Annotated in this window: 17 protein-coding genes; 2 read left to right on the top strand and 15 right to left on the bottom strand. The window is 57.8% G+C overall.

Annotation, left to right across the window (positions count from 1 at the left end; translation table 11 throughout):
- Positions 1-55: 55 nt before the first annotated feature.
- The 11 genes from ACR0JG_RS19090 to ACR0JG_RS19140 form a co-directional block, all read right to left on the bottom strand.
- Positions 56-691 carry a GNAT family N-acetyltransferase gene (locus ACR0JG_RS19090; protein WP_170802466.1) on the bottom strand — a complete coding sequence of 212 codons (636 nt, stop codon included), beginning with the start codon at positions 689-691 and terminating at the stop codon, positions 56-58.
- Positions 692-866: 175 nt separating this feature from the next.
- Complete coding sequence (locus tag ACR0JG_RS19095) at positions 867-1166, bottom strand: lipid-A-disaccharide synthase N-terminal domain-containing protein (protein ID WP_039542759.1); 300 nt, start codon at positions 1164-1166, stop codon at positions 867-869.
- Positions 1163-1924: a glycosyltransferase family 2 protein gene (locus ACR0JG_RS19100; protein WP_480571951.1), complete on the bottom strand. Its 762-nt coding sequence runs from the start codon at positions 1922-1924 to the stop codon at positions 1163-1165. Before ACR0JG_RS19100 ends, ACR0JG_RS19095 begins: the two co-directional genes overlap by 4 nt.
- A gap of 141 nt (positions 1925-2065) precedes the next feature.
- Positions 2066-3550, bottom strand: coding sequence for a glycosyltransferase family 39 protein (locus tag ACR0JG_RS19105; protein WP_170625381.1), 1485 nt, complete (start codon positions 3548-3550; stop codon positions 2066-2068).
- Between the two features lie 138 nt (positions 3551-3688).
- A complete protein-coding gene (locus tag ACR0JG_RS19110) occupies positions 3689-4678 on the bottom strand; it encodes a C45 family autoproteolytic acyltransferase/hydrolase (RefSeq protein ID WP_170594995.1) in 990 nt (329 codons plus the stop codon).
- A gap of 8 nt (positions 4679-4686) precedes the next feature.
- A complete protein-coding gene (locus tag ACR0JG_RS19115; RefSeq protein WP_170407976.1) occupies positions 4687-6135 on the bottom strand; it encodes a biotin carboxylase in 1449 nt (482 codons plus the stop codon).
- Between the two features lie 22 nt (positions 6136-6157).
- Positions 6158-8890, bottom strand: coding sequence for an aminotransferase class I/II-fold pyridoxal phosphate-dependent enzyme (locus tag ACR0JG_RS19120; RefSeq protein ID WP_480571956.1), 2733 nt, complete (start codon positions 8888-8890; stop codon positions 6158-6160).
- A gap of 42 nt (positions 8891-8932) precedes the next feature.
- Entirely contained in the window at positions 8933-9901 is a 969-nt protein-coding gene (locus tag ACR0JG_RS19125) for a carbon-nitrogen hydrolase family protein (protein WP_170407972.1), read from the bottom strand.
- Positions 9902-10031: 130 nt separating this feature from the next.
- Positions 10032-10382: a hypothetical protein gene (locus tag ACR0JG_RS19130; protein WP_170397963.1), complete on the bottom strand. Its 351-nt coding sequence runs from the start codon at positions 10380-10382 to the stop codon at positions 10032-10034.
- Complete coding sequence (locus tag ACR0JG_RS19135) at positions 10379-10852, bottom strand: VOC family protein (protein WP_170397960.1); 474 nt, start codon at positions 10850-10852, stop codon at positions 10379-10381. The genes ACR0JG_RS19130 and ACR0JG_RS19135 overlap by 4 nt, the downstream gene beginning before the upstream one ends.
- A 137-nt stretch (positions 10853-10989) precedes the next feature.
- Positions 10990-11556, bottom strand: coding sequence for a cupin domain-containing protein (locus ACR0JG_RS19140; RefSeq protein ID WP_480571959.1), 567 nt, complete (start codon positions 11554-11556; stop codon positions 10990-10992).
- Between the two features lie 149 nt (positions 11557-11705).
- Between ACR0JG_RS19140 and ACR0JG_RS19145 the strand changes: the two genes are divergently transcribed.
- On the top strand, positions 11706-12983 hold the full coding sequence (locus ACR0JG_RS19145; protein ID WP_170397954.1) for a 4-aminobutyrate--2-oxoglutarate transaminase: 1278 nt from the start codon (positions 11706-11708) through the stop codon (positions 12981-12983).
- Positions 12984-12985: 2 nt separating this feature from the next.
- Positions 12986-14461: an NAD-dependent succinate-semialdehyde dehydrogenase gene (locus ACR0JG_RS19150; protein ID WP_170609187.1), complete on the top strand. Its 1476-nt coding sequence runs from the start codon at positions 12986-12988 to the stop codon at positions 14459-14461.
- 59 nt (positions 14462-14520) lie between these two features.
- Here ACR0JG_RS19150 and ACR0JG_RS19155 read toward each other — a convergent pair whose 3' ends face one another.
- The 4 genes from ACR0JG_RS19155 to ACR0JG_RS19170 all read right to left on the bottom strand — a co-directional run bounded on the left by ACR0JG_RS19155 (position 14521) and on the right by ACR0JG_RS19170 (position 20686).
- Positions 14521-15726 carry an MFS transporter gene (locus tag ACR0JG_RS19155; protein WP_170407966.1) on the bottom strand — a complete coding sequence of 402 codons (1206 nt, stop codon included), beginning with the start codon at positions 15724-15726 and terminating at the stop codon, positions 14521-14523.
- An 86-nt stretch (positions 15727-15812) separates the two neighbouring features.
- Positions 15813-17564 (bottom strand): gamma-glutamyltransferase, encoded by a 1752-nt coding sequence (ggt, locus tag ACR0JG_RS19160; RefSeq protein ID WP_480571962.1) that lies wholly within the window; start codon positions 17562-17564, stop codon positions 15813-15815.
- A gap of 84 nt (positions 17565-17648) precedes the next feature.
- A complete protein-coding gene (locus tag ACR0JG_RS19165; RefSeq protein WP_170397943.1) occupies positions 17649-18080 on the bottom strand; it encodes a universal stress protein in 432 nt (143 codons plus the stop codon).
- Positions 18077-20686 carry a TRAP transporter permease gene (locus ACR0JG_RS19170; protein WP_480571965.1) on the bottom strand — a complete coding sequence of 870 codons (2610 nt, stop codon included), beginning with the start codon at positions 20684-20686 and terminating at the stop codon, positions 18077-18079. Before ACR0JG_RS19170 ends, ACR0JG_RS19165 begins: the two co-directional genes overlap by 4 nt.
- Positions 20687-20704: the final 18 nt, after the last annotated feature.

The raw sequence follows: 20704 nt of genomic DNA on the forward strand, positions 1-20704 counted from the left end.
ATGTCGAATCCGACAGGACTGTTTTAGCAAAAAATGACTCAGAATACGTAACATTTTAGGTATCTGCACCGGAATCGGGGGGCCAAGACCACCCAGAGGCATCAAAACTGACCACTGTTTGGGTGCCTAACTCCTGCGCGAGCACCTCTCGACGCGCGATCCAGTCCTGCTGCAACATGCCGACGACAACCATGTCATGGAACTGCCCATCCGCGAACCAGGCTTGACGCATCGTGCCCTCGATCTCGCAGCCGATTCGCTGGATCAGATCACGGCTGCTGTGATTGTCGGCCCGGTAATACGAGGTGATACGGTTCAGGCCCAGTTGCCGGAATGCGAAATCCAGCATCAGCGCAACCGAACGCACCGCCACGCCATGTCGGCGGATGGATTTGTCGACAAATACCGGAACCACCGCATCCCTGTTGACGCTGGAAATTGCTTCAAGCCCGGTCATCCCCACCAGATCACCACTGTCAGATTCGATAGCGAACCAGCATTTGCAGCAGTCCTTTGAGGCGTTTATCGCGTCTTCCCAATATTGCTCGGTCTGTACCAGGTTCTGCGGAATGCGCGACGTACGGTCGAACAGGGCCAGGTCATGGATATCCTGAAACCAGCGCGCAACTGTTCCCAGATCCGTCTTTTCCAAAGGGCGCAATCTGAACAACCGGGGTGAGCTATCGGGCAAGAGAAAATATCCTCCGAGTACAATTCTGAAAATCTATTCGCGGGATACTAGCACGAAAATTTCAGAAACAATAAGAGGTTGTTCACACAACGCAGCCGTAGGCCGCTACCCGCTGAACGGGTGCAACCGACAAACTTGTAATGGGTGGCAGGTCGTAAAGAAGCGTTACGATCAATCAGCGGTTTTCAGCGCGAATAAGGAAGATGTTGCGCAGGTAGATGGACAGGCCCATCGACTGACCCAGAATAAAGACCGGGTCACGGCGATAGATCGCATAGCTCAGCAGGATAAGCCCGCCGCCGATCGAAAGGTACCAGAACGCCATCGGGATGACGGATTTCTTGGCGCGCTCGGACGTGATCCATTGCACGATAAACCGGGCGCTGAACATCAGCTGACCGGCCAGACCGATAAAGACCCAGAGCGCCTCGGTCGGGCTGTCGACGTGCAGGATTTCCAGAATGGTTTCTTTCATGACCGGGACGCCTCGGTTGCGGAAACGGATTTGGCGCGGCGGGTCAGCCAGACGACGCCGAACAGATCCCAGATGCCGACCATGGCCCGCCCGAAATTGGTGTATTTGGATTCGCCCGACAAACGCTGCTGATGCGCCACATCCACCAGCGCGATATTCCAGCCATAGGCCTTAAACAGGGCGGGCAGATAACGGTGCATATGATTGAAAAAGGGCAGATCAAGGAAAGCCTGCCGTCGGAACGCCTTGAAACCGCAGCCGGTGTCACGTGTGCCGTCTTTCAGCATCCAGCCCCGCAGTGCATTGGCAAAGCGCGAGGCAAGCTTCTTTGACGCAGTGTCTTTTCGGCCAACCCGTTGCCCCGCCACCAGGCCAATCGAGGCATCACCACCCGACACCAGCGGCGCCCAAATCTTTGGCAGCTCTTCCGGCGGGTTCTGTCCGTCGCCATCCAGCGTACAGCAGATATCCGCGCGTGCTTCCTTGACGCCGGAATGCACGGCAGCACTTTGGCCACCGGCCGTTTTGTGCTGCAGGATGCGCAGTTGCGGACAGTCTTTCTGCATCTGTTGCAGCGCCGCAAAAGTGTCATCGGTCGATCCATCATCAACCGCGACAATCTCGAACGCTGGCAATTCGGCCGTAGCAGCGCAGATGCCCTGGATAAGACCAGGAACAGCCCCCTGTTCGTTATGCATGGGAATCACGATCGACACGGTGGGTCGATTGTCAGCGTTGGCATCATGATCAGCATGCATGGTGGGTAGCTTTACTTGTTTCAGTCTCAGGGCTTTTGCGGGATCAACGGCGAAAATTCAAGTGGCCACCGCATCGAAGGCCAACATCTGCGCAACTTGTTGGGGCATTGTTCAGCGATGGGGCGGATTGCACCGTGTCTCCTATTCAGGGGCGGGCGTGACACCGGTTGCTGACCAATAGACCAAACCGTCAACCGCAGTTGGCTGCGTCTCGAGCCCGATCAGGTCAGGTGCCAGCTCAGACAACTCACCCTCCGAACAAAGCCCTCGCAGCGGGCCGGTGGTATAGCCGAACCTGTCGAGGTATTTGTGCAGCTCCAGCCGTCTGAGATAGACAAAGCGCCTACCGTTGGAAGCAAAGACCGATGCGGCCCCGGGTGGTACGCGCAACTTGCGGTCATAGGCGCAGAGCAGCAGGGTTTCATCCGGCTGCAGCATTGCACCCAAAGGGGTCAGAATCTCGGCCTCGGGCACGCCCAAACGCACGCGACCCTTGCCCAGATCGGTGGCATCGCGGTCATAGAACAGGCCGCCTGCAACAAAGACCAGACCCAGCGCGGCCACCATCCCGGCCCAGCGCAGGCGCTTGACCGAAAACAACAAACCGGTTGCGGCGACCATCAGCATCGGCAGGATCAGCAGGGTGTAGCGTGCATAAACCTTGCCGGCTGCGGCCCACATCATGATGACGAAAAATGCGGCTATCCCTGTTGCAGCAAGAAGTCTGGGCCGCTTTTGCAGAAATGGCAGAGCGCAGATGCCGACAAAACCCAGCAGCCGCAACCACGGCTCGCCCGCGATGATCAGATCATAGAGCTTCCCGAAGCCGCGATCGCTGAGCGATGGGCGAAAACGATCCAGCATCTCGCCTTTGATGTTGCCATCAAGCGAGTCGCCAAAGAGGAACCGAAGCTCTTGCAGGATCGGCCAGGCGAAGGCCAGCGGGATCGCAATCTTGAGTGTCCGGCGAAACGTTCTGTTCTGCCAGATCTCGCTGAACGGTTCCGTCTGCCATCTGTTGGTCAACTTCAGCGTCAGTAGTGCCAGCGCTAGAAAGGCCAGCGGGGTTGGGCTTTTCTGCAAGGCGGCCAACACCAGAGTTGCGCCGAAATAAGGCCAGTATTTCGGCTTTTCCAATGCTGCCAGCAGGGCTGCAATTCCAAGGGTCGAAAAGAAAACCGCACCGGTATCAAGCATCGCGGATGTGGCGTGTTGCCAGAACTGAAGCGACGTGGCCACCAGCAGGACCGAAGGCAGCATGGCCCAGGGGCTGTCCGGGATCATCACCCGCGCCAGTACGGCCGTTGCCATCAGCGCGCCCAGCGCAAAGATCATCGACGGCAGGCGCAAGGCCAGAATATCAGATACGCCAAACTCCATCAGCAGCGCAGACATCCAATACTGCATGGGCGGTTTTTTTAGGCTAGGTTCGTTGTTGGAATAAACCGCCAGCCAGTCCCCATTGCGAGCAAAGCCTGTACTGCGGTCATAAGTGTAGAATTCATCGTAGTGATAGATGTTCCCAACACCCAGATCAGTCAGATACCAGGACCAGACCAGGACCATCACCAATGCGGTGACGAAGTAAGGAAGCAATCTTAGCCAATTTGGGGAGGTACCGGTCATGCTTTCCGTGGTCCTATCGCGTCATAGAAATATGTGGTGTTGATCCCGCCGGGCCTTGTTTGAAACTGCCGCGCGTCGCGCTCCCATTATTGCGTTGCCCGTCCAAGAGCAAGAAGTTTAGAAGGGCGACCGCGCTTGTCAGACTGCAGGCTCGGCCTCGTCGGGCAACATCAGGCTCAGCTCACCCTCTTTGAAGCCATCGAAGGACAAGTCCCAGCTGGCACCGGGCCAAAGCAGTTGCAACTGCTTCTTCGCAGGCCGATAGACCGCAGTATAGAGCGTGCCGAAACCTGATCTGAAAGCCGTTGAATAAAGCGGCGGACGCAGGAACGCATCGATAAACCGCTTCTCGCTTTCCGGGTGCTGGTTGAGACGGTTGAGCAAGAACCTTTCGCGTTCCACGGTGGCCGTAAAGCGCGCATGGGTGGACCATTCGACATGGCCCTGATGGTTGGTCGCGACCGGCTGGTCCGAGATTTGCGGGTGCCGGTCTGGGGCTAGATAAACCGTGCTGTGGTTATACTTGGCATCCAGAACGGTGACGTTATAGCTCATGTGGCAGGGGATGCGGCACAGGCAGTCGACCGCCTCGGCCGTTGTCTCGCAGGTTTGCAGGACATAGCGCAGGATCAGCGGCACGCCAAAGCCGTCGCCGACCTCGCGCCGCCCGCCAAAGGTGAGCGAGACCGTCAGACCGGCATCGTTGATGCCATCAAGCAGACCCAGAACGCCGTCGCTCATCCCGATGATCCCGCGCCCGCCCCATTGGGTTTTCAGCAGAGCGGCGTCAAAGGTTTTTGGATGGTAGTCGTAATTGCGCACCAGAAACGGTGTCTTGCCACGCCAAATCGCCTGGCTGCAGCCCGAAAGATATTTCGGCGGGCAGTAAAAGCTGAGAAACCGTGCCTGGCTGTCGCTGCCGCCGACCAGTTCGACGATCTCTTCGTACAGCGGCAAAATCTCGGGCATGTGTTTTTGCAGGGCGCGTAGACATTCGCGATAGGTGGGGCGGGCCGAATACCCCTCTTGCGCCCACCATTTGCGGTAGGCGGGCCAGTATTCGGCAAACAGCCCGGCCAGCTTGGGACCGGGCTGTTCCTCGTCAATTGAGCGAAAAACAAGCGCCATAGGGCTTTCTACATAATTTTGAACGCGGGGTCTTCCATCGGCTGTGCCGCGGGCAGCGGTTCAGCCGTATAAGCCGAAGTGATCCCATGAATCCACTTCTTCGATTTGTCCGTCAGTTTAAAGCCCTTGGTCATTGACCGCCCGCGAGTCACGAGGATACCCAAATCAGCGCCCTCATAGCGGTAATCACCGACATTCGAGATACGCAGGAAGAACGCTTCGTTCTCGCCCACCGCGCGGCGGTGATAGTCGAACCGGTCGAACACGACGCGGCCATCTTCCAGCATCTTGTAGATGCCCGATTGTGGGGCCTGCGTGATCCGGTCGACACTGTCATCGGTGTGTTTGATTACCATTTGCGACCAGCTGTCGATCATGTCCGGATCCGCCCAGCGGGCATTCAGTTCCTCGACATCCAGCTCGAAGGGCTTCTTTGAAAACTCAAGCAGATGGAACAGAAACAGTGGCGCATCAGCGTGCGCAAAGGCCGCGTGGTTGGTCATCGAACTGGCGCCAGTGATACGGGGGTTCAATTCGCCCAACCACAGTTCGTCGGTTTTCTTATCGATCAGGAAGTCGAGTTCGAAATAGCCGCGATAGCCGGATTTCCGCAGTTCTTCACCGAACTGGAACGTCAGCTGCCGGGCCTGTTCACGTGCTTTCGGTGGAAAGGCGGTTGAGAAAATCTCATTCCCGCACCAGCCGCCGCGATAGGGGGTAAGTTCCTTGAAGCCCACAAGCTCGGTCATCAGCGGGCCAACAATCGTGCCTTCTGAGGTCGCGCAAGCCTCAATCGCCGCCCCGCGGCAATCGATCCGCTTCATTATCTTGATCTCGCCTTCGCCGATGATCTCGTCTTTGTGCTTGTTGAAATCGGCCTCGGACTTGATGAAAAACGTCGTATGGCCACTGTCGCCGAAGGCGGATTGTAGCACCAGATCATTCCCCAATCCGGCCTTTTCGCAGATCTTTTTCAGGTGATCATAGCTTTTGACAACGCTCAGCGTGTTGGGCACCGAAGGCACACCCGCCTTATTGCCGATACGGACAGTTTCGATCTTGTTGTCACATTTGGTGCGCAGCTTGGCTTTGGGGAACCACAGCTGACCGCCCAGCTCCTTGACCAGCTTCTCGGTCGTCTCGTCGAACATCAGGAAGACAAACTTGGGCTTGCCACCGCGCCGCTTGACCAGGTCGATGACCTCTTTATGCTGCAGCAGATAATTGTTGATGTCTTCGATGGACTGAAACTCATCATGCGGCATTTCCGAAGGCACAAACACGTTCGGATGTCGCCCGTCGAAGCAATCCATGTAGCAGATATAGGTGAAGTTCATCACCCATTCATCCAGCCCCAACAGGTTGAAATTGGTTGCCGATACGAAATAGATCGGGTCCTTGTTGGTATGGAAATACCGGCGGATTTCCGAGATGTTTTTCAGCACCTTCTTTGGCATGATTGTTGTCCTCCCTGACCCCTTAGGGGTTCTTTACTGACTTCAAAGCGTCTTCGGTAAAAATGCGCAGGCCCAGATCGGCACGGAACCCATGGATTTCCGAGACGTCCAGTTCCTGCATGAATTTGAGAATTTCAGGGCTGATCACCTGCCCCGGTACCAAAATGGGAAAGCCCGGCGGATAGGGGATCACGAAGGTGGCCGAGACCATCTCTTCCCCGGCTTCAAGCCGTTCCAACATCTCCTTGTCGGGCTCGACGTAGTCGCAATTGTCTTCGTCATAGGACAGAAAAAACGCCGTACGGATGTCACCGGCTTCGGTACCTGCTTCACAGCGGAACGCATCGTGGAACCGACTAAAATCGGGCAGAGGTGGGACGTGTTCGCTCAGATTGCTGACGCGCTTTTCAAAGGCCCGTTTTTCCATCTTCGAGGCATCGTCCATCAGATCGTCCAGTTCCTTGGCGATCTCGACAAGCACCTCGATCAGATATGCGACTGAGCTACGCGTGGTGCCGATATTGGTCATGAACAGCACGGTATTGCGCGAAGTCTTGTTGATCTGGATGCCGTATTTATCCATCAGGATCTTGGTCTTGAACGTATCCCCATCCCAGCCCGTGGCGCCCACATGCAGCGTGATGCGGGTGGCATCCAGAACAAACTCGTCCTTGGCCCAGCAATCCCAAACATCGGCCCATCCCTGATCGGGATCGAAATAGCTGGTCATGCCGCTTTCGCGATATTGCTCGGGGATCATGTCGCCTGCCGTGACCAGCTTGAAATACTTTCTGAGCAGCGGATGGGTCGTCACGGCCCGGCGGATTGCCATCGCGCTTTCGACCTGCCGCTGGACGAACTCGTACCCTTCGATCTCGACCTGTCTGCGGCCTACATCCAATGAGGCGATGATCTGGTAATTGGGAGAGGTCGAGGTGTGGGTCATATAGGCCTCGTGAAACGCCTCTTCGACCGCACCTTTGAACTGCTGGTCATTGACGTGGATCATCGAACCCTGCCGCAGCGCAGTCAGCGTTTTATGCGTTGATTGTGTGGCATAGACCCTAACGCGTGCATCGGGCGGTGCGATTAGGCGGGTGTTCAGAAGGGTTTCATCACCCGCGCCCTTCAGTTCCTCCTGCTGGTTGGCATATGCCTCGGCATGTTCTGGGGTGCGGAATTGTTCGCGCAGGATATTGGCCGATCGCATCGCGGTACGTACACGCGAATTCGGGGCAAAGCGCGCGTAACCGAACCACGCCTCATCCCAAAGGAATACAAGGTCCTTTTTGATCGCCAGACATTCCTGCATCACCCGCTGCACGTTGTAGACGATGCCATCGAATGTGCAGTTGGTCAGCAACACCATGCGAACCTGATCCAGCTTGCCTTCGGCCTTCAGGGTCAAAAGCTTGTGTTTGATTTCACGGATCGGCACCGCGCCATACATCGAGTAATCGTGCAGCGGATAGCTGTCCATATAGACCACGCTCGCCCCCGCCAGCACCATGCCGTAGTGGTGCGATTTGTGGCAATCGCGGTCGATCAGCACGATATCTCCGGGCCGTACCAGCGCCTGCACAACGATCTTGTTGCAGGTCGAGGTGCCGTTAGTCGCAAAAAACGTCTGTTTAGAGCCGAATGCGCGTGCGGCAGCCTCCTGCGCCTCTTTTATTGGACCTTTGGGTTCCAGCAGAGAATCCAGCCCGCCCGAGGTGGCCGAAGTTTCCGCCATGAAGATATTTGACCCGTAGAACGCCCCCATGTCCTGAATCCAGTGGCTGCGACTAATCGATTTACCCCGGCTGATCGGCATTGCGTGGAACACGCCCGTGGGCTGTTTTGAGTATTCCTTGAGCGCCGTGAAGAACGGCGTCTTATAGCGCCGCTGCACTCCGCGCAGGATGTTCAGGTGCAATTCCAGAAAGTCTTCCTGATTGTAGAATACCCGCCGGCACAGGCCCAGATCGAGCCCCGCGATATCCTCGGCAGAGCGATCGGTAATTAAATAGGCGTCCAGCTCGGGGCGCAGCATGCCGATCCGGCGGCAGGTTTCAGGACCGTATTCCGAGGGGGACAGCGCATCTAGATCGGCGCCCTCGCCATAGAGACTGATATAGCGGCCCAAAACATTGGTTTCGTTCTTGGACTTCAGGCTAAGGCCCGGGCGAACAATGACCGCCTGTACATTCTGGTTGAACAGAACCCCGATCAGCGCATCCTCGACACTGGGAACGACAACGGTTTCATAGATGAACGGATCTTCGCTGCGGCGCATCCGTTGCAGGCTGGTTTGCAGGAACCGTTCCTGATGTTCGTTGACCTTGTCAACGATCATCACCTCGAAATATGGGCGGCCCAGCGCGCGGGCTTCATGGCTTTGGGTGGACTCGTCCTCGAACTCATCAACCTCGGTCTCATCCGCGATCAGCGGGATCGAGCGGCGACGATAGGCCCCTGAGGTCAGCGCCCGCGACACCCGGCGCACGGCGGTTGAGAAATCGCCAAAGTTTCCATGATCCAGCAAACGACGCAGATAGTCGAACGCCGATCCGCCCGGAAAAGCGAAATACACCTCGATCGGGGCCAGCGCCTGCAGCAACTGCCGTGCCCGGTCCCGATCTTTTTCGTTACCGCCCTGATCCAGGGACTCGGCCGTTTCCCGCAGCGCGCTCCACCGGTCTGCCCTCAATTGCGAGGCGCTGTAGTAGTCCGAGATGGTGTGGAGCTTTTCGCTATCGGAAATGCCGTGCATGAAATTTTTCCTTTCTGCCGATACCGAAAAGCTGGGCCGGTATCAGTCTGTGCCAGAGCGCCCTTTGTAGAGATACAGATTGTCGGGCTTGGTCGCGGCGTCTTCAGTATATCCCAGCGCCGTTCTGGGGTCGGATGCAGCGACGCCCGCAACGTCGCCTTTCTGCGGAATGCGCAGCGGGCCTAGCGTGTGCAGATAGGCATCCGCCCCGCTGGTACGGTCATAGACCGGGAACTCCGCCTCGCGGTCGCGGAAGCTTTTGAGAACCTGCCCCAGACCTTTCAGTCCGACCTCGCGTTGGCGGCGGACCTGATCAAGATCGATCTCGATAGGGAAGATATCCTCCTGTCCCGCAGACTGGTGCAGCACGGTGGCCGAGGGATCAACGACCAGTGAGCGGCCCACGCCCCCGGCGGCCAGCCCGTTCACGTCAAACACGTAGCATTGGAACTGCGCAGCGGTCGCCTTGGCGATCGACAGCTCGGCCTCGCGGTCGGTTGTGCCGGTCAGAACCGGGTGCAGAAGAACCTCGACCCCTTGGCTAGTCAGGTGGCGGGTGGTTTCGGGGAACCAGATGTCGTAGCAGATCGACAGGCCAAACCGGCCCACATCCGGCACATCAAAGATGCAGAATTCGGTACCCGATGCGATGTTCTGTTCATAAGGTTTGAACGGGAACATCTTGGAGTATTTTGAGACGATCTCACCTTCGGGGTTGATCACCACCGAGGTGTTAAAAATCCGTCCATCTTCGTGCTTTTCGAACATCGAGCCGGGGATCAGCCAGATCCCATAACGCCGAGCGGCATCCTGAAAGCGCGACAGGTCGTCATTGGGAAAGGGCTGGGCAAACCGGTCGAGCGGACCATGAGGCGCCAATTCGCTGAACAGGGCCATCTGGGTCCAGGGGAACCGTGCCATCATAATGTCGATCCGGTGCAGCATCGCGTCGACATTCGACTGCAACGCACCGACATGCATCTGGATTCCGGTTATCGCAAAAGGGGTCATTTTTCGTTTCTTCTCATTTTCTTGCCGATTGCGACCGCCGATTTGATCCGGCGTTCTTCATCGGAACATAAAACCGTGTGGTCACGCAAGCCTGCTGTCCTCAGGCTATGGTTTTCCGAGGCGACTGCCCTCATACTGCGGCTTCCTCGGCGGTATCTTCTGCCTGCGGTTCCACAAAATCGATGTCGTTGCGAACCCAGAAGAACCGGAATCCGCAACTGCGCAGCCATTTCTCAAGCCGATCAAGGCTGGACCACTCCCGCCGCAGCCCGCGCGTGGATTCGACCAGCGCCCATTGGCCATCGACCAGAAAGTATACAGTCCAGGTATTGGGATGCGCCGAGTGGTTGGCAAAGCCACCGCTGATCACCTCACGCGCCGTGCGAACGGCGACCGGATAGTCGCCGATGCGACCCTCAGCCGCGAGAATGGCCAGATCGTTTTGACGGATCGTGAATGTGGGAAGGGGGGCGTCGTTCATGCAGCCTCGATCTGCGCCGCGTCCAGCAGCGCTTTGCGCCGTTCACTGATATCCGCTGGCTTCAGGTTTTCGACGCGGGTCGCCAACGTCCAGACATGACCGAACGGATCGGCAATCGTGGCGCAGCGTTCGCCCCAATAGGTGTCCGCCGCCTCAGCGATCAGGCTGGCACCGCTTTCCAACGCGACTGCAAGGGCAGTGTCCACATCTTCAACATACATATGATGCCCAATCGGAGTGACTGTGCCCGGAATGGCGGGGCCGTGCGCACCCCATCCGGCGGTGACAAACAGCATCGAGTTGCCGATCTTGATCGAGGCAAAGCCGGGGGCCTCATCCGCATCATAGGCCTGTATCTTCGCATCAAAGGCGCTTTCGTAGAAAGTTAGCGCGGCATCGACGTCGGCGACGGCAAGCGATGCGGTGCAGGTGCGATAGCCACGTGGCAGAGTGGCAGGTTTCTTTTTCATTCCGGTACTCTCTGAATTGGGCGGCGGACACCCTGGATTATCTGCAGGAATTTCCCGCACTATGCATCATAATGTGGATCAAACCAGGAGATACTGCAACACTATGATGCATAGTGCTGAAATTTCTGCCGTAATGCTTAGAATGTAGGCGGAGTACAGGCGCTGATGACCCGGCAAACTTCGGGGCCGACCTGCCTGAACCGGTGCGGGGTGCGACTGTCGAAATAATAAGCATCGCCTGGTCCCAGTACCTTGCGCTTATCGCCCACGGTCACCTCCACCCGACCCGAGATGACAATACCGCCCTCTTCCGCCTCATGCCCGTACATCACGCGACCGGTGTCAGCCCCTAACTCGTAAGTTTCCTGCAAGATCATCATCGCGCGACCATGCAGGTTTGATCCTACCTGCAGCAGAGACAGCCCACCCTTTCCGATCTCAGTAAGTTCTTCTGAGGCATAAAACACGGTCTGCTCAGGTTCGATTTCGAAGGAAAAGAAATCGGACATGCCAATCGGTATGCCTTGCAGAATACGCCGTAACGCACCAACCGATGGATTCATCTTGCCCGACTCGATCAGCGAGATGGTTGAGTTCGGCACATCCGACTTCTTGGCCAGCGCCCGCTGAGATAAGCCTGCACGCTCTCGCAAGGTTCGCAGGCGCAATCCGAGGGTCAAATCCTCTTGGCTGGTGTTCTTCATGTTCAGTATCCGCAACACTTGATCCTGCCGGGACGGTAAATCAATGGCTTATGAATCACAAGAAACAGGCTTTCGCTTGCAGGCGCAGATACTACAGTCGCGCAGTCAAACATACGGGCACCGCGCCCGGAAACGGGAAAGGACGCAAGATGCTGAACGCTCAGATTGCTGAACGCCGGAATACCTCGATCGCGCAGGGCGTGGGAATGCAGACACAAGTCTATGTGGACCGTGCCGTGAATTCCGAGGTCTGGGATGTCGAAGGCAAACGCTATATTGATTTCGCCGCAGGCATCGCCGTTGTGAACACCGGGCATTGCCACCCCAAGGTGATGGAGGCTGTTCAGAAACAGGCCGCGAACTTCACCCATACCTGCCATCAGGTTCTGCCTTATGAGAACTACATCCGCCTGGCCGAGCGCCTGAACGAGAAGGTGCCCGGCGACTTCACCAAGAAAACCGTCTTTGTCACTACAGGTGCCGAGGCGGTCGAGAATGCCGTCAAGATCGCGCGTGCTGCCACTGGCCGCCCGGCTGTAGTGGCCTTTGGCGGAGCTTTTCACGGCCGCACCTTCATGGGCATGTCGCTGACCGGCAAGGTTCAGCCCTATAAAGCGGGCTTCGGCGCGATGATGCCCGATACCTATCACGTCCCGTTCCCGATCGATCTGCATGGCACCTCGACCGAAGATTCGCTGGGTGCTTTGACTAAACTGTTCAAGGCCGATCTTGATCCGGGCCGGGTGGCCGCGATCATCATCGAACCGGTTCAGGGCGAAGGTGGCTTCTACCCCGCTCCGGCTGAGTTGATGCGTGGTCTGCGCGCGCTTTGCGACGAACATGGCATCGTTCTGATTGCCGATGAGGTACAGACCGGCTTTGCCCGCACCGGCAACCTGTTCGCGATGGACGCTTATGACGTCTCTGCTGATATCACCACTATGGCCAAAGGTCTGGCCGGTGGTCTGCCGCTGGCCGCCGTCACCGGTCGTGCCGAGCTGATGGACGCCGCGCACCCGGGTGGTTTGGGCGGAACCTATGGCGGCAACCCGCTGGGGATCGCCGCCGCCCATGCTGTGATGGATGTGATCGAGGAAGAAGACCTGTGCACGCGCGCCAATGAGCTGGGCTCGCGCTTGAAACAGCGTCTGGAATCGATCCGTTCCCGCACGCCCGAGATCGTAGATATTCGTGGTCCGGGCCTTATGGTTGCGGCCGAGTTCAACACGACCGACGGCAGCGCCCCGAATCCCGATATGGCAAACGCCATACGGGTCGAGGCATTGAAGCGTGGATTGATCCTGCTGACATGTGGCGTATATGGGAACGTAATTCGTTTCCTCGCGCCGTTGACGGTGCAGGACGAAATCTTCGCCGAGGCCATGGATATCCTCGAAGCCTCGATCGACGCTGCCAAAGGAGCCTGAACATGCTGGATACCAAAGTGACCAAGCTGGAGCTGAAAGATCCCAGCCTTCTGGAACCCCGCGCCTATATCAACGGTGAATGGGTCGAAGGTGAGGCAACGTTCCCTGTCTACAACCCTGCAACCGGTGATCTGATCGCCAATGTGACAGATGTCAGCATCGAAGGCACAACACAGACCATCGATGCAGCTTACGCTGCGAAGAAGGAATGGGCTGCTCAGACTGGCAAGGAACGCGCCGCCATTCTGCGCAAATGGTTCGACCTGATGGTCGAAAACGCAGACGATCTGGCAACCATCCTGACCGCCGAGATGGGTAAACCCTGGCCCGAGGCGCGCGGTGAAATCCTATATGGCGCGTCCTTTATCGAGTGGTTCTCGGAAGAGGCCAAGCGTGTTTACGGCGACGTCATCCCCGGCCACCAGCGCGACAAGCGCATCGTGGTGCTGAAGCAGCCCGTGGGCGTAGTGGGATCAATCACGCCTTGGAATTTCCCGAACGCGATGATCGCGCGCAAAGTTGGCCCGGCGCTGGCCGTGGGCTGTACTTTTGTGGCGCGCCCAGCGACGTTGACGCCGCTGTCGGCGACGGCGATGGCGGTTTTGGGTGAACGTGCGGGTATACCAGCGGGCGTGTTCAACGTGATCCCGGGCACAGACAGCTCGGGCGTTGGTAATGAGCTTTGCACCAATGACAAGGTCGCCAAGATCACCTTCACCGGCTCGACCCGTGTAGGACAGATCCTGATGCGTCAGGCGGCGGGCACCATCAAGAAGATGTCGCTGGAACTGGGCGGTAACGCACCATTCATCGTCTTTGACGATGCCGACGTGGATGCCGCCGTGGATGGCGCGATGATCGCGAAGTTCCGCAACAATGGCCAGACCTGCGTCTGTGCCAACCGCATCTATGTGCAGGCGGGCGTCTATGACGAGTTTGCTGCCAAGCTGGCCGAGAAGACAAAATCTTTGAATGTCGGCGACGGCTTTGGCGACGGCATCACCACAGGTCCCCTGATCAATCAGGCGGCGGTCGACAAAGTTGAAGAACATATCTCGGACGCGGTTTCCAAAGGGGCGACTGTAACGCTGGGTGGCAAACGCTCGGATCTGGGTGGAACATTCTTTGAACCCACCGTTCTGACTGGCGTAACCCGCGACATGGTTGTGGCAAAGGACGAAACCTTCGGCCCCGTCGCTCCGCTGTTCAAATTCGAGGAAGAAGACGACGTCGTCAGCATGGCCAATGACAGCGAGTTCGGCCTGGCCTCGTATTTCTACAGCCGCGATCTGGCGCGCGTCTGGCGTGTGGCCGAGGCGCTGGAATCGGGCATGGTGGGCATCAACACTGGCCTGATCTCGACCGAAGTCGCCCCGTTCGGCGGTGTCAAACAATCCGGTCTGGGCCGTGAGGGTTCGAAATACGGGATCGAGGATTTCCTTGAGATGAAGTATCTCTGCATGGGTGAAATTCAGTAAGCGCCTCGTGCCTTGAAAATTCAACGCACTCGCAGTCCGCTGCGGGTGCGTTTTTCGTTTCAGACCGATGCGTGCCCGCGCAGACGGAACACCAACGGCATCATCACCAAGACCAGAGCCGCCGAGAAAAAGAACGGTGCGCCGGGCAGATAAGTGCCTTCGCCATCGACCGACGCCTGAAAGATGCCGGTCATCACCAAAGGCGACAGAACCGCAGCGACAGAAGACAGTGACGCGATGACTCCCTGCACCACGCCCTGCCGGTCTTCGTCCGCCTGGTTCGAGGCCATAGCCGTGATCAAGGCAGGCACGAGGTCGGACAGCGCGGCAAGCAGAATAAAGATGACAAGGGCCGTAACCGTTACGGTAAACCCAAAGCCGATCATTCCGACCAATGCCGATACCATCCCCAGCAGCAGGGTCCGGTAGTCCCCGATCCAGCGAATGAAGACCGGCATCAATCCGGCTTGGACGAAGGCCAACAGCACGCCGTATGCGGCCAGTGACAGGCCGATATAGAGCGTGGACCAGCCAAACACCTCTCGTATCCAGAAGGCCCAGAGGGTGGGGTAGACCATATTGGCGAATTCAAAGATGAAAATACACAGCAGCGGCACGGCCAGACCCGGAAAGCGGAAAGCGTCGAAGATCGATTTGAACGGGTTAAGGTCACGCTTGCCAAAGGGGCGGCGCTTTTCTGGTTTCAGGCTTTCGGGCAGGACGAAGACTCCGAACAGGGCGTTGGCGGCGGACAAGACCGCAGCAATCCAGAACGGCGCAGTAATGCTGATCCCGGCAGCGATGCCGCCGATGGCCGGGCCAAGCACAAACCCAATCCCGAAGGCCGCCCCGATCAGACCGAAATTCGCCGCCTTCTCGGTCGGTGATGATATGTCAGCAATGTAAGCCGTTGCGGTGATATAGGTCGCCCCCGCAAGCCCCGCGAGCGTTCGCCCCAGAAGAAGCAGCCAGAATGTTTCGGCCAGCGCCATGATCACATAATCCAGCGCCAACATGGTCAGCGCTGCGATCAGGATCGGCCTGCGGCCAACCGCATCCGAAATGCTGCCGACAATGGGTCCGCACAGGAACAGCGCCCCGGCATAGGCGGCCATCAGCAGCCCACCCCAAAAAGCTCCTTGTCCGGTGTTGCCCGCACCGACGCGATCCATCAGGTCGGGCATGATCGGGAACACGATGCCGATACCGATGGCATCAATCATCAGTGTGATCAGAATGAAGGTTATTGCGCGGCTTTTGAACATACCGCCCTATCGGACGAGTACGCTGTTAAAGCAAGAGAAAAGGGCTGTGTGGTACAATTGTCCAGCAGCCCTTTTCCAGTTCATGTTTATTGGCCCAATGCCACGCCTTCGCGACGAGGATCAGCAGCGCCGATCAACTGCCCGTCCTTGATCAGGATGGCATGCAACCCGCTGTTGAGATCGACTTCTTTCACCTCATGCCCCTTGGCTGTCAGAGCATCAGCGAATTCAGCAGCGGATGTTCCCTGCTCCAGATCCATCGCAGACCCGTTGCGATGCACGAAATGCCCGGTTTCGATGGCATCCTGCGGGTCCATTTCCCAATCCAGGATCGCAATGATCGTTTTGGCCACATAGTTGATGATGCGGCTACCACCGGGTGAGCCGATCAGCAGATAGGGCTCACCATCCTTCATCACGATGGTTGGTGACATCGAGCTGCGCGGGCGTTTGCCACCCTCAACGCGGTTGGCCACCAGACGGTCGCCATCCTTTGGTGCGCGGTCGAAATCGGTGAGTTCGTTGTTCAGCAGGAAACCCCGCACAAAAACCCGGCTGCCAAAGGCGGTCTCAATAGTGGTCGTCATCGACAGCGCGTTGCCGTACTGATCTCGGATCACGATATGGCTGGTGCCGGGACGACCCGGGTTTTGCGAGGGCGCAAACAGGGCGGTGTGATCACGTGGCGGCTCACCTGCCTGACGCTTCTCGCTGGCTGCAGCAGGGTCGATCATCTCCGAGCGCAGCTTTAGATAGTCCGCGTCCAGCAGACCCTTGACCGGTACATCGATAAAATCGCCGTCGGCCATGTAAAGCGCGCGGTCGGCATAGGCCAGCTTGGCGGCCTCGGCATAGAGATGCGCCATCTCGGCGTTCCAACCGGTGCCTTCGAGGTCGAAGTTGCTGAGTATCCCCAGAATCTGCCCGACGGTCAGGCCGCCGGAGGTTGGCGGACCCATTCCGCAGACATCGTAGCCGCGATAATCGGCGCAGACGGCGGGGCGGATTTTGACGCGGTAGTCGGCCAGATCCTCAAGCGTGATATTGTTTTCCACCTTGGAGGTGGCATCCACTGCCGCCACGATATCTTCGGCGATGGGGCCGCTATAGAAGGCGCCTGCGCCCTGATCGGCCAGAATGCGCAAGGTTTCGGCAAACTCGGGGTTCCGTAGCAAGGTTCCAGCCTGCAGCGGCGTGTCATCTTCGTTGAAGAAATACGCTTTGCCCGCCGGGAACACACCGACTGAGCGCTCACGTTCAATCGTGCTTTGGATCGAGTTTGCCATGCGGGGCGAGACCTCGAACCCCTGCTCGGCCTGATCGATTGTAGACTGGAACAGCGAGGCCCAGTCTTTCTTGCCATAGAGGTTATGGGTCACTTCCATCAGGCGCAGAATGCCCGGAACGCCAACAGATTGTCCGCCTACAACAGCTTCGGGCCACGGCATCTTTTGCCCGTCCGGCAACAGGAACCGTTCAGGCGTGGCTTTCGCGGGGGCCTTCTCGCGCGCATCAAAGGTGGTCAGTGTCTTGGCCGACGCATCCCAATACAGCATGAACGCACCACCGCCGATACCCGATGATTGCGGTTCAACCAGATTGAGCATCAGCTGCACGGCAATCATCGCATCTGCGGCTGTGCCACCTGCGGCCAGCACATCATATCCCGCTTTGGCAGCAATGGGATTGGCGGCCGAGACCATGAACTCGGTGCCAGTCACCGAGTTTTTGTCCTCCCAACCATAGCCATATTCCGGCGCAGGGTCCTGCGCATTGGCCGCGCAAGCGACAACACCCAACGCCAGAACGGCGCCGGTTTTCATGAATGTCTTCATCATAGAAATCTCCCGGTAAGGATCTGCGAGATTGGCTACTGAGTAACAAACTTCAAATGGCAGATTCTCAGCTTAAATCCGATCGATTTACCGCACAACATATACTGACGTGTGCGAATGCCTCACGACCCGCGCCGCATTCGGACCGAGCAAATAGTCTTTCAAGTCAGGCTTATGCGCGCCGATCACGATCAAGTCCGAGCCCGCGCCTTCCGCGGTTTTGAGGATCTCCTGATAGGCGCTGCCAGTTGCCACCACATGACGGACCTTGGCATTGCGCTCTTCCCCCAGCGTGGCAGCGCAGAGGGCGACCAGCTTTTCATGAGCCTCTTCAATCACCTTTTCGTGGTGGTGGGGCTCGAAGAAACTGCTGACGAAACCTTCGCCATAATCGGGTGTCACGGTCACGACATCCAGCCGCGCGCCATCCATTTCGGCCAGCGCCGCCGCCCGTTCAAGGACGGCAACATCAAGATCGCCATTGCTGATATCCACGGCGCACAGAATTGCTTGGGTCATGCGGGTTCTCCCTGTTTTGCGGCGCGGCCGCGCTGGAGGAAGGCGACAAGACCCAACAGGATCAGCGCCGGGATAAAGATCAGCTCTTTCGCGGGCTGGCTTTGCGGGGCCTGAATGCTGGTGATGCGAACGGCATCGTCAGCATAATAGTCAAACATATCCAGCTCATCCGCGACCGGCGTACCGAACATCGGCTCGTCAAGCTTGACCAGACCATCCTCTTCCAGCGTCATCAGGCCCAGAGCGTCAACGCGTGCTGTGCCATCGGCCCCTTCCGGAATGTCCAGAACAACGGTGGTTTCGGTCATATTGCCAGTGTCAAAGTCCGGACCTGCGACCTCAATCCGCATGGTGCTGCCGGGTGCGGCCTCACCCACGGCCTGTGTCAGCTGTGCCGGTTCGATCTGCGCAAAGGGCGGTGCGATGCGGTTCATGAAGAAATCCGGACGGAACAGCGCAAAGGCGATCAGGATTAGCGCGACGCTTTCATAGATGCGGTTCTTGGTCAGGAACCAGCCCATGGTGCCGGCAGTGAAGATCAGGATCGCGATGGTCGCAGAGACGGCCACCAAGATGCCCTGTACCCAGCCCACATCGATCAGCAACAGGTCAGTGTTGAAGATGAACACGAAAGGCAGTGCCACGGTGCGCAAGCTGTAGAAGAAGGCGGTGAAACCGGTCTTAATCGCATCCCCACCAGAAACGGCGGCGGCTGCAAAGCTCGCCAGACCAACCGGCGGTGTCACATCGGCCATGATACCGAAGTAGAAGACGAACAGGTGCACCGCGATCAGCGGCACGATCAGCCCATCCTGCGCGCCCAGTTCGACAACCACACCCGCCATCAGTGAGCTGACGACGATGTAGTTCGCCGTGGTCGGCAGGCCCATTCCGAGGATCAGGCTGAGAAGACCGACCAGCGCCAGCATGGCGATCAGGTTGCCACCCGACAGGAACTCGACCAGGTCAGCCATCACCTGACCCACACCGGTCAGCGTTACGGTGCCCACGATCACACCCGCGGTGGCGGTCGCCAGCGCGATACCAATCATGTTGCGCGCGCCGTCGATCAGCCCGTTCCACAGGTCGACGACACCGGCCTTGAAGGCATTCGCTGTGCCACTTTCACCCCGGAAGATCGACTTGAGCGGTTTCTGCGTCAGCAGGATCACGAACAACAGCGAAGTCGCCCAGAAGGCTGAAAGACCCGGCGATTTCTGTTCGATCATCAGGAAATAGACCAGCACGATGATCGGTAGCAGGTAATGCAGACCGGCCTTGTAGATTTCGGCAATTACCGGCAATTCAACCTCTTTGGCATTAGGATCGTCAGGCACCAAGTCCTCTACTCCGGAAGCCAGCCATAGCAGGAACAGATAGGCCAGCACGATCAGAGCCGACAGGACCAGCCCCGACGCATCGGGCATGAGCGCGACAATGGCCTTGATCGGGTATTGGATGCCGTAACACAGCCCGGCAAAGCCCACGAAGAACAGCGCCATGCCGCCAATCGTACGACCCATCGAAACAACGCGGTCGCCCAGTGTCGGCATGTTCCGCTTCACCGCTTCAAGATGCACAATGTAGACCAGCGCGATGTAGGAAATCGCAGCAGGCAGGAAGGCGTGGGTGATCACCTCAACGTATGAGATGCCCACATATTCCACCATCAGGAAGGCAGCAGCGCCCATCACCGGTGGCATGATCTGGCCGTTCACGGATGAGGCGACCTCAACCGAGCCCGCCTGTTCACTGGAAAAGCCCACCCGCTTCATCAGCGGGATGGTAAAGGTACCGGTGGTGACAACGTTCGCGATCGACGAGCCCGAGATCAGGCCGGTCGCCGCAGAACCCACAACCGCCGCCTTGGCCGGGCCACCGCGCAGGTGGCCAAGTGCGCCGAAAGCCATCTTGATAAAGTAGTTGCCCGCACCCGCCTTATCCAAAAGCGCACCGAACAGAACAAACAAGAAGACGAACTTGGTCGATACGCCCAGCGCAATGCCAAAGACGCCTTCGGACGTGATCCACATATGGCTCATCGCCTTTTGCAGGCTTGCGCCCTTCCAACGGATCACCTCGGGCACCCACTCGGAGGAACCGAAGAAAACGTAGGCCAGAAAGATCGTGGCGATGATCGCCATTGCCGGGCCAAGCGCGCGACGCGCGGCCTCGAACAACAACAGCAGGCCAACAAGAGCAAACCACTTGTCCGTATCGTCTGCGAGACCGCCCGCATCGACGATCTTTTGATAGAAGAAATAGCCATAGAGGGCCAGAAATGCGCCCACGATCCCCATGATCCAATCCTGAATCGGGATGTAGTTCCGCGGGCTGGATTTCAGTGCCGGATAGGCCGAAAAGGCCAGGAACATCGCAAAGGCCAGATGAATCTGGCGTGAGTTGTTCACTACACTGCCCGGCAGCAGATAATTCGATAGGGGAGAGGCCAGAACGACCTGAAACACCGACCACAAAACCGCAACGATCGCCAGAAACAGCCCGACATTACCCGCCGGATCACGCGCGCCTGCGTCTGATGAGGCAACCAGTTCCTGAAGCTCTTCTTCGGAAAGAGGGCGATTGCCCTGTGTGTCGGAACTCATGTTGGTATCTCCCTGTCC

This window comes from Ruegeria sp. AD5 (assembly GCF_056542345.1).

Coding starts and splice junctions, on each gene's coding strand:
- ACR0JG_RS19095 (WP_039542759.1), bottom strand. CDS start 1,166: ATGAAAGAAACCATTCTGGAAATCCTGCACGTCGACAGCCCGACCGAG.
- ACR0JG_RS19100 (WP_480571951.1), bottom strand. CDS start 1,924: ATGCATGCTGATCATGATGCCAACGCTGACAATCGACCCACCGTGTCG.
- ACR0JG_RS19105 (WP_170625381.1), bottom strand. CDS start 3,550: ATGACCGGTACCTCCCCAAATTGGCTAAGATTGCTTCCTTACTTCGTC.
- ACR0JG_RS19110 (WP_170594995.1), bottom strand. CDS start 4,678: ATGGCGCTTGTTTTTCGCTCAATTGACGAGGAACAGCCCGGTCCCAAG.
- ACR0JG_RS19115 (WP_170407976.1), bottom strand. CDS start 6,135: ATGCCAAAGAAGGTGCTGAAAAACATCTCGGAAATCCGCCGGTATTTC.
- ACR0JG_RS19120 (WP_480571956.1), bottom strand. CDS start 8,890: ATGCACGGCATTTCCGATAGCGAAAAGCTCCACACCATCTCGGACTAC.
- ACR0JG_RS19125 (WP_170407972.1), bottom strand. CDS start 9,901: ATGACCCCTTTTGCGATAACCGGAATCCAGATGCATGTCGGTGCGTTG.
- ACR0JG_RS19130 (WP_170397963.1), bottom strand. CDS start 10,382: ATGAACGACGCCCCCCTTCCCACATTCACGATCCGTCAAAACGATCTG.
- ACR0JG_RS19135 (WP_170397960.1), bottom strand. CDS start 10,852: ATGAAAAAGAAACCTGCCACTCTGCCACGTGGCTATCGCACCTGCACC.
- ACR0JG_RS19140 (WP_480571959.1), bottom strand. CDS start 11,556: ATGAAGAACACCAGCCAAGAGGATTTGACCCTCGGATTGCGCCTGCGA.
- ACR0JG_RS19145 (WP_170397954.1), top strand. CDS start 11,706: ATGCTGAACGCTCAGATTGCTGAACGCCGGAATACCTCGATCGCGCAG.
- ACR0JG_RS19150 (WP_170609187.1), top strand. CDS start 12,986: ATGCTGGATACCAAAGTGACCAAGCTGGAGCTGAAAGATCCCAGCCTT.
- ACR0JG_RS19155 (WP_170407966.1), bottom strand. CDS start 15,726: ATGTTCAAAAGCCGCGCAATAACCTTCATTCTGATCACACTGATGATT.
- ggt (WP_480571962.1), bottom strand. CDS start 17,564: ATGATGAAGACATTCATGAAAACCGGCGCCGTTCTGGCGTTGGGTGTT.
- ACR0JG_RS19165 (WP_170397943.1), bottom strand. CDS start 18,080: ATGACCCAAGCAATTCTGTGCGCCGTGGATATCAGCAATGGCGATCTT.
- ACR0JG_RS19170 (WP_480571965.1), bottom strand. CDS start 20,686: ATGAGTTCCGACACACAGGGCAATCGCCCTCTTTCCGAAGAAGAGCTT.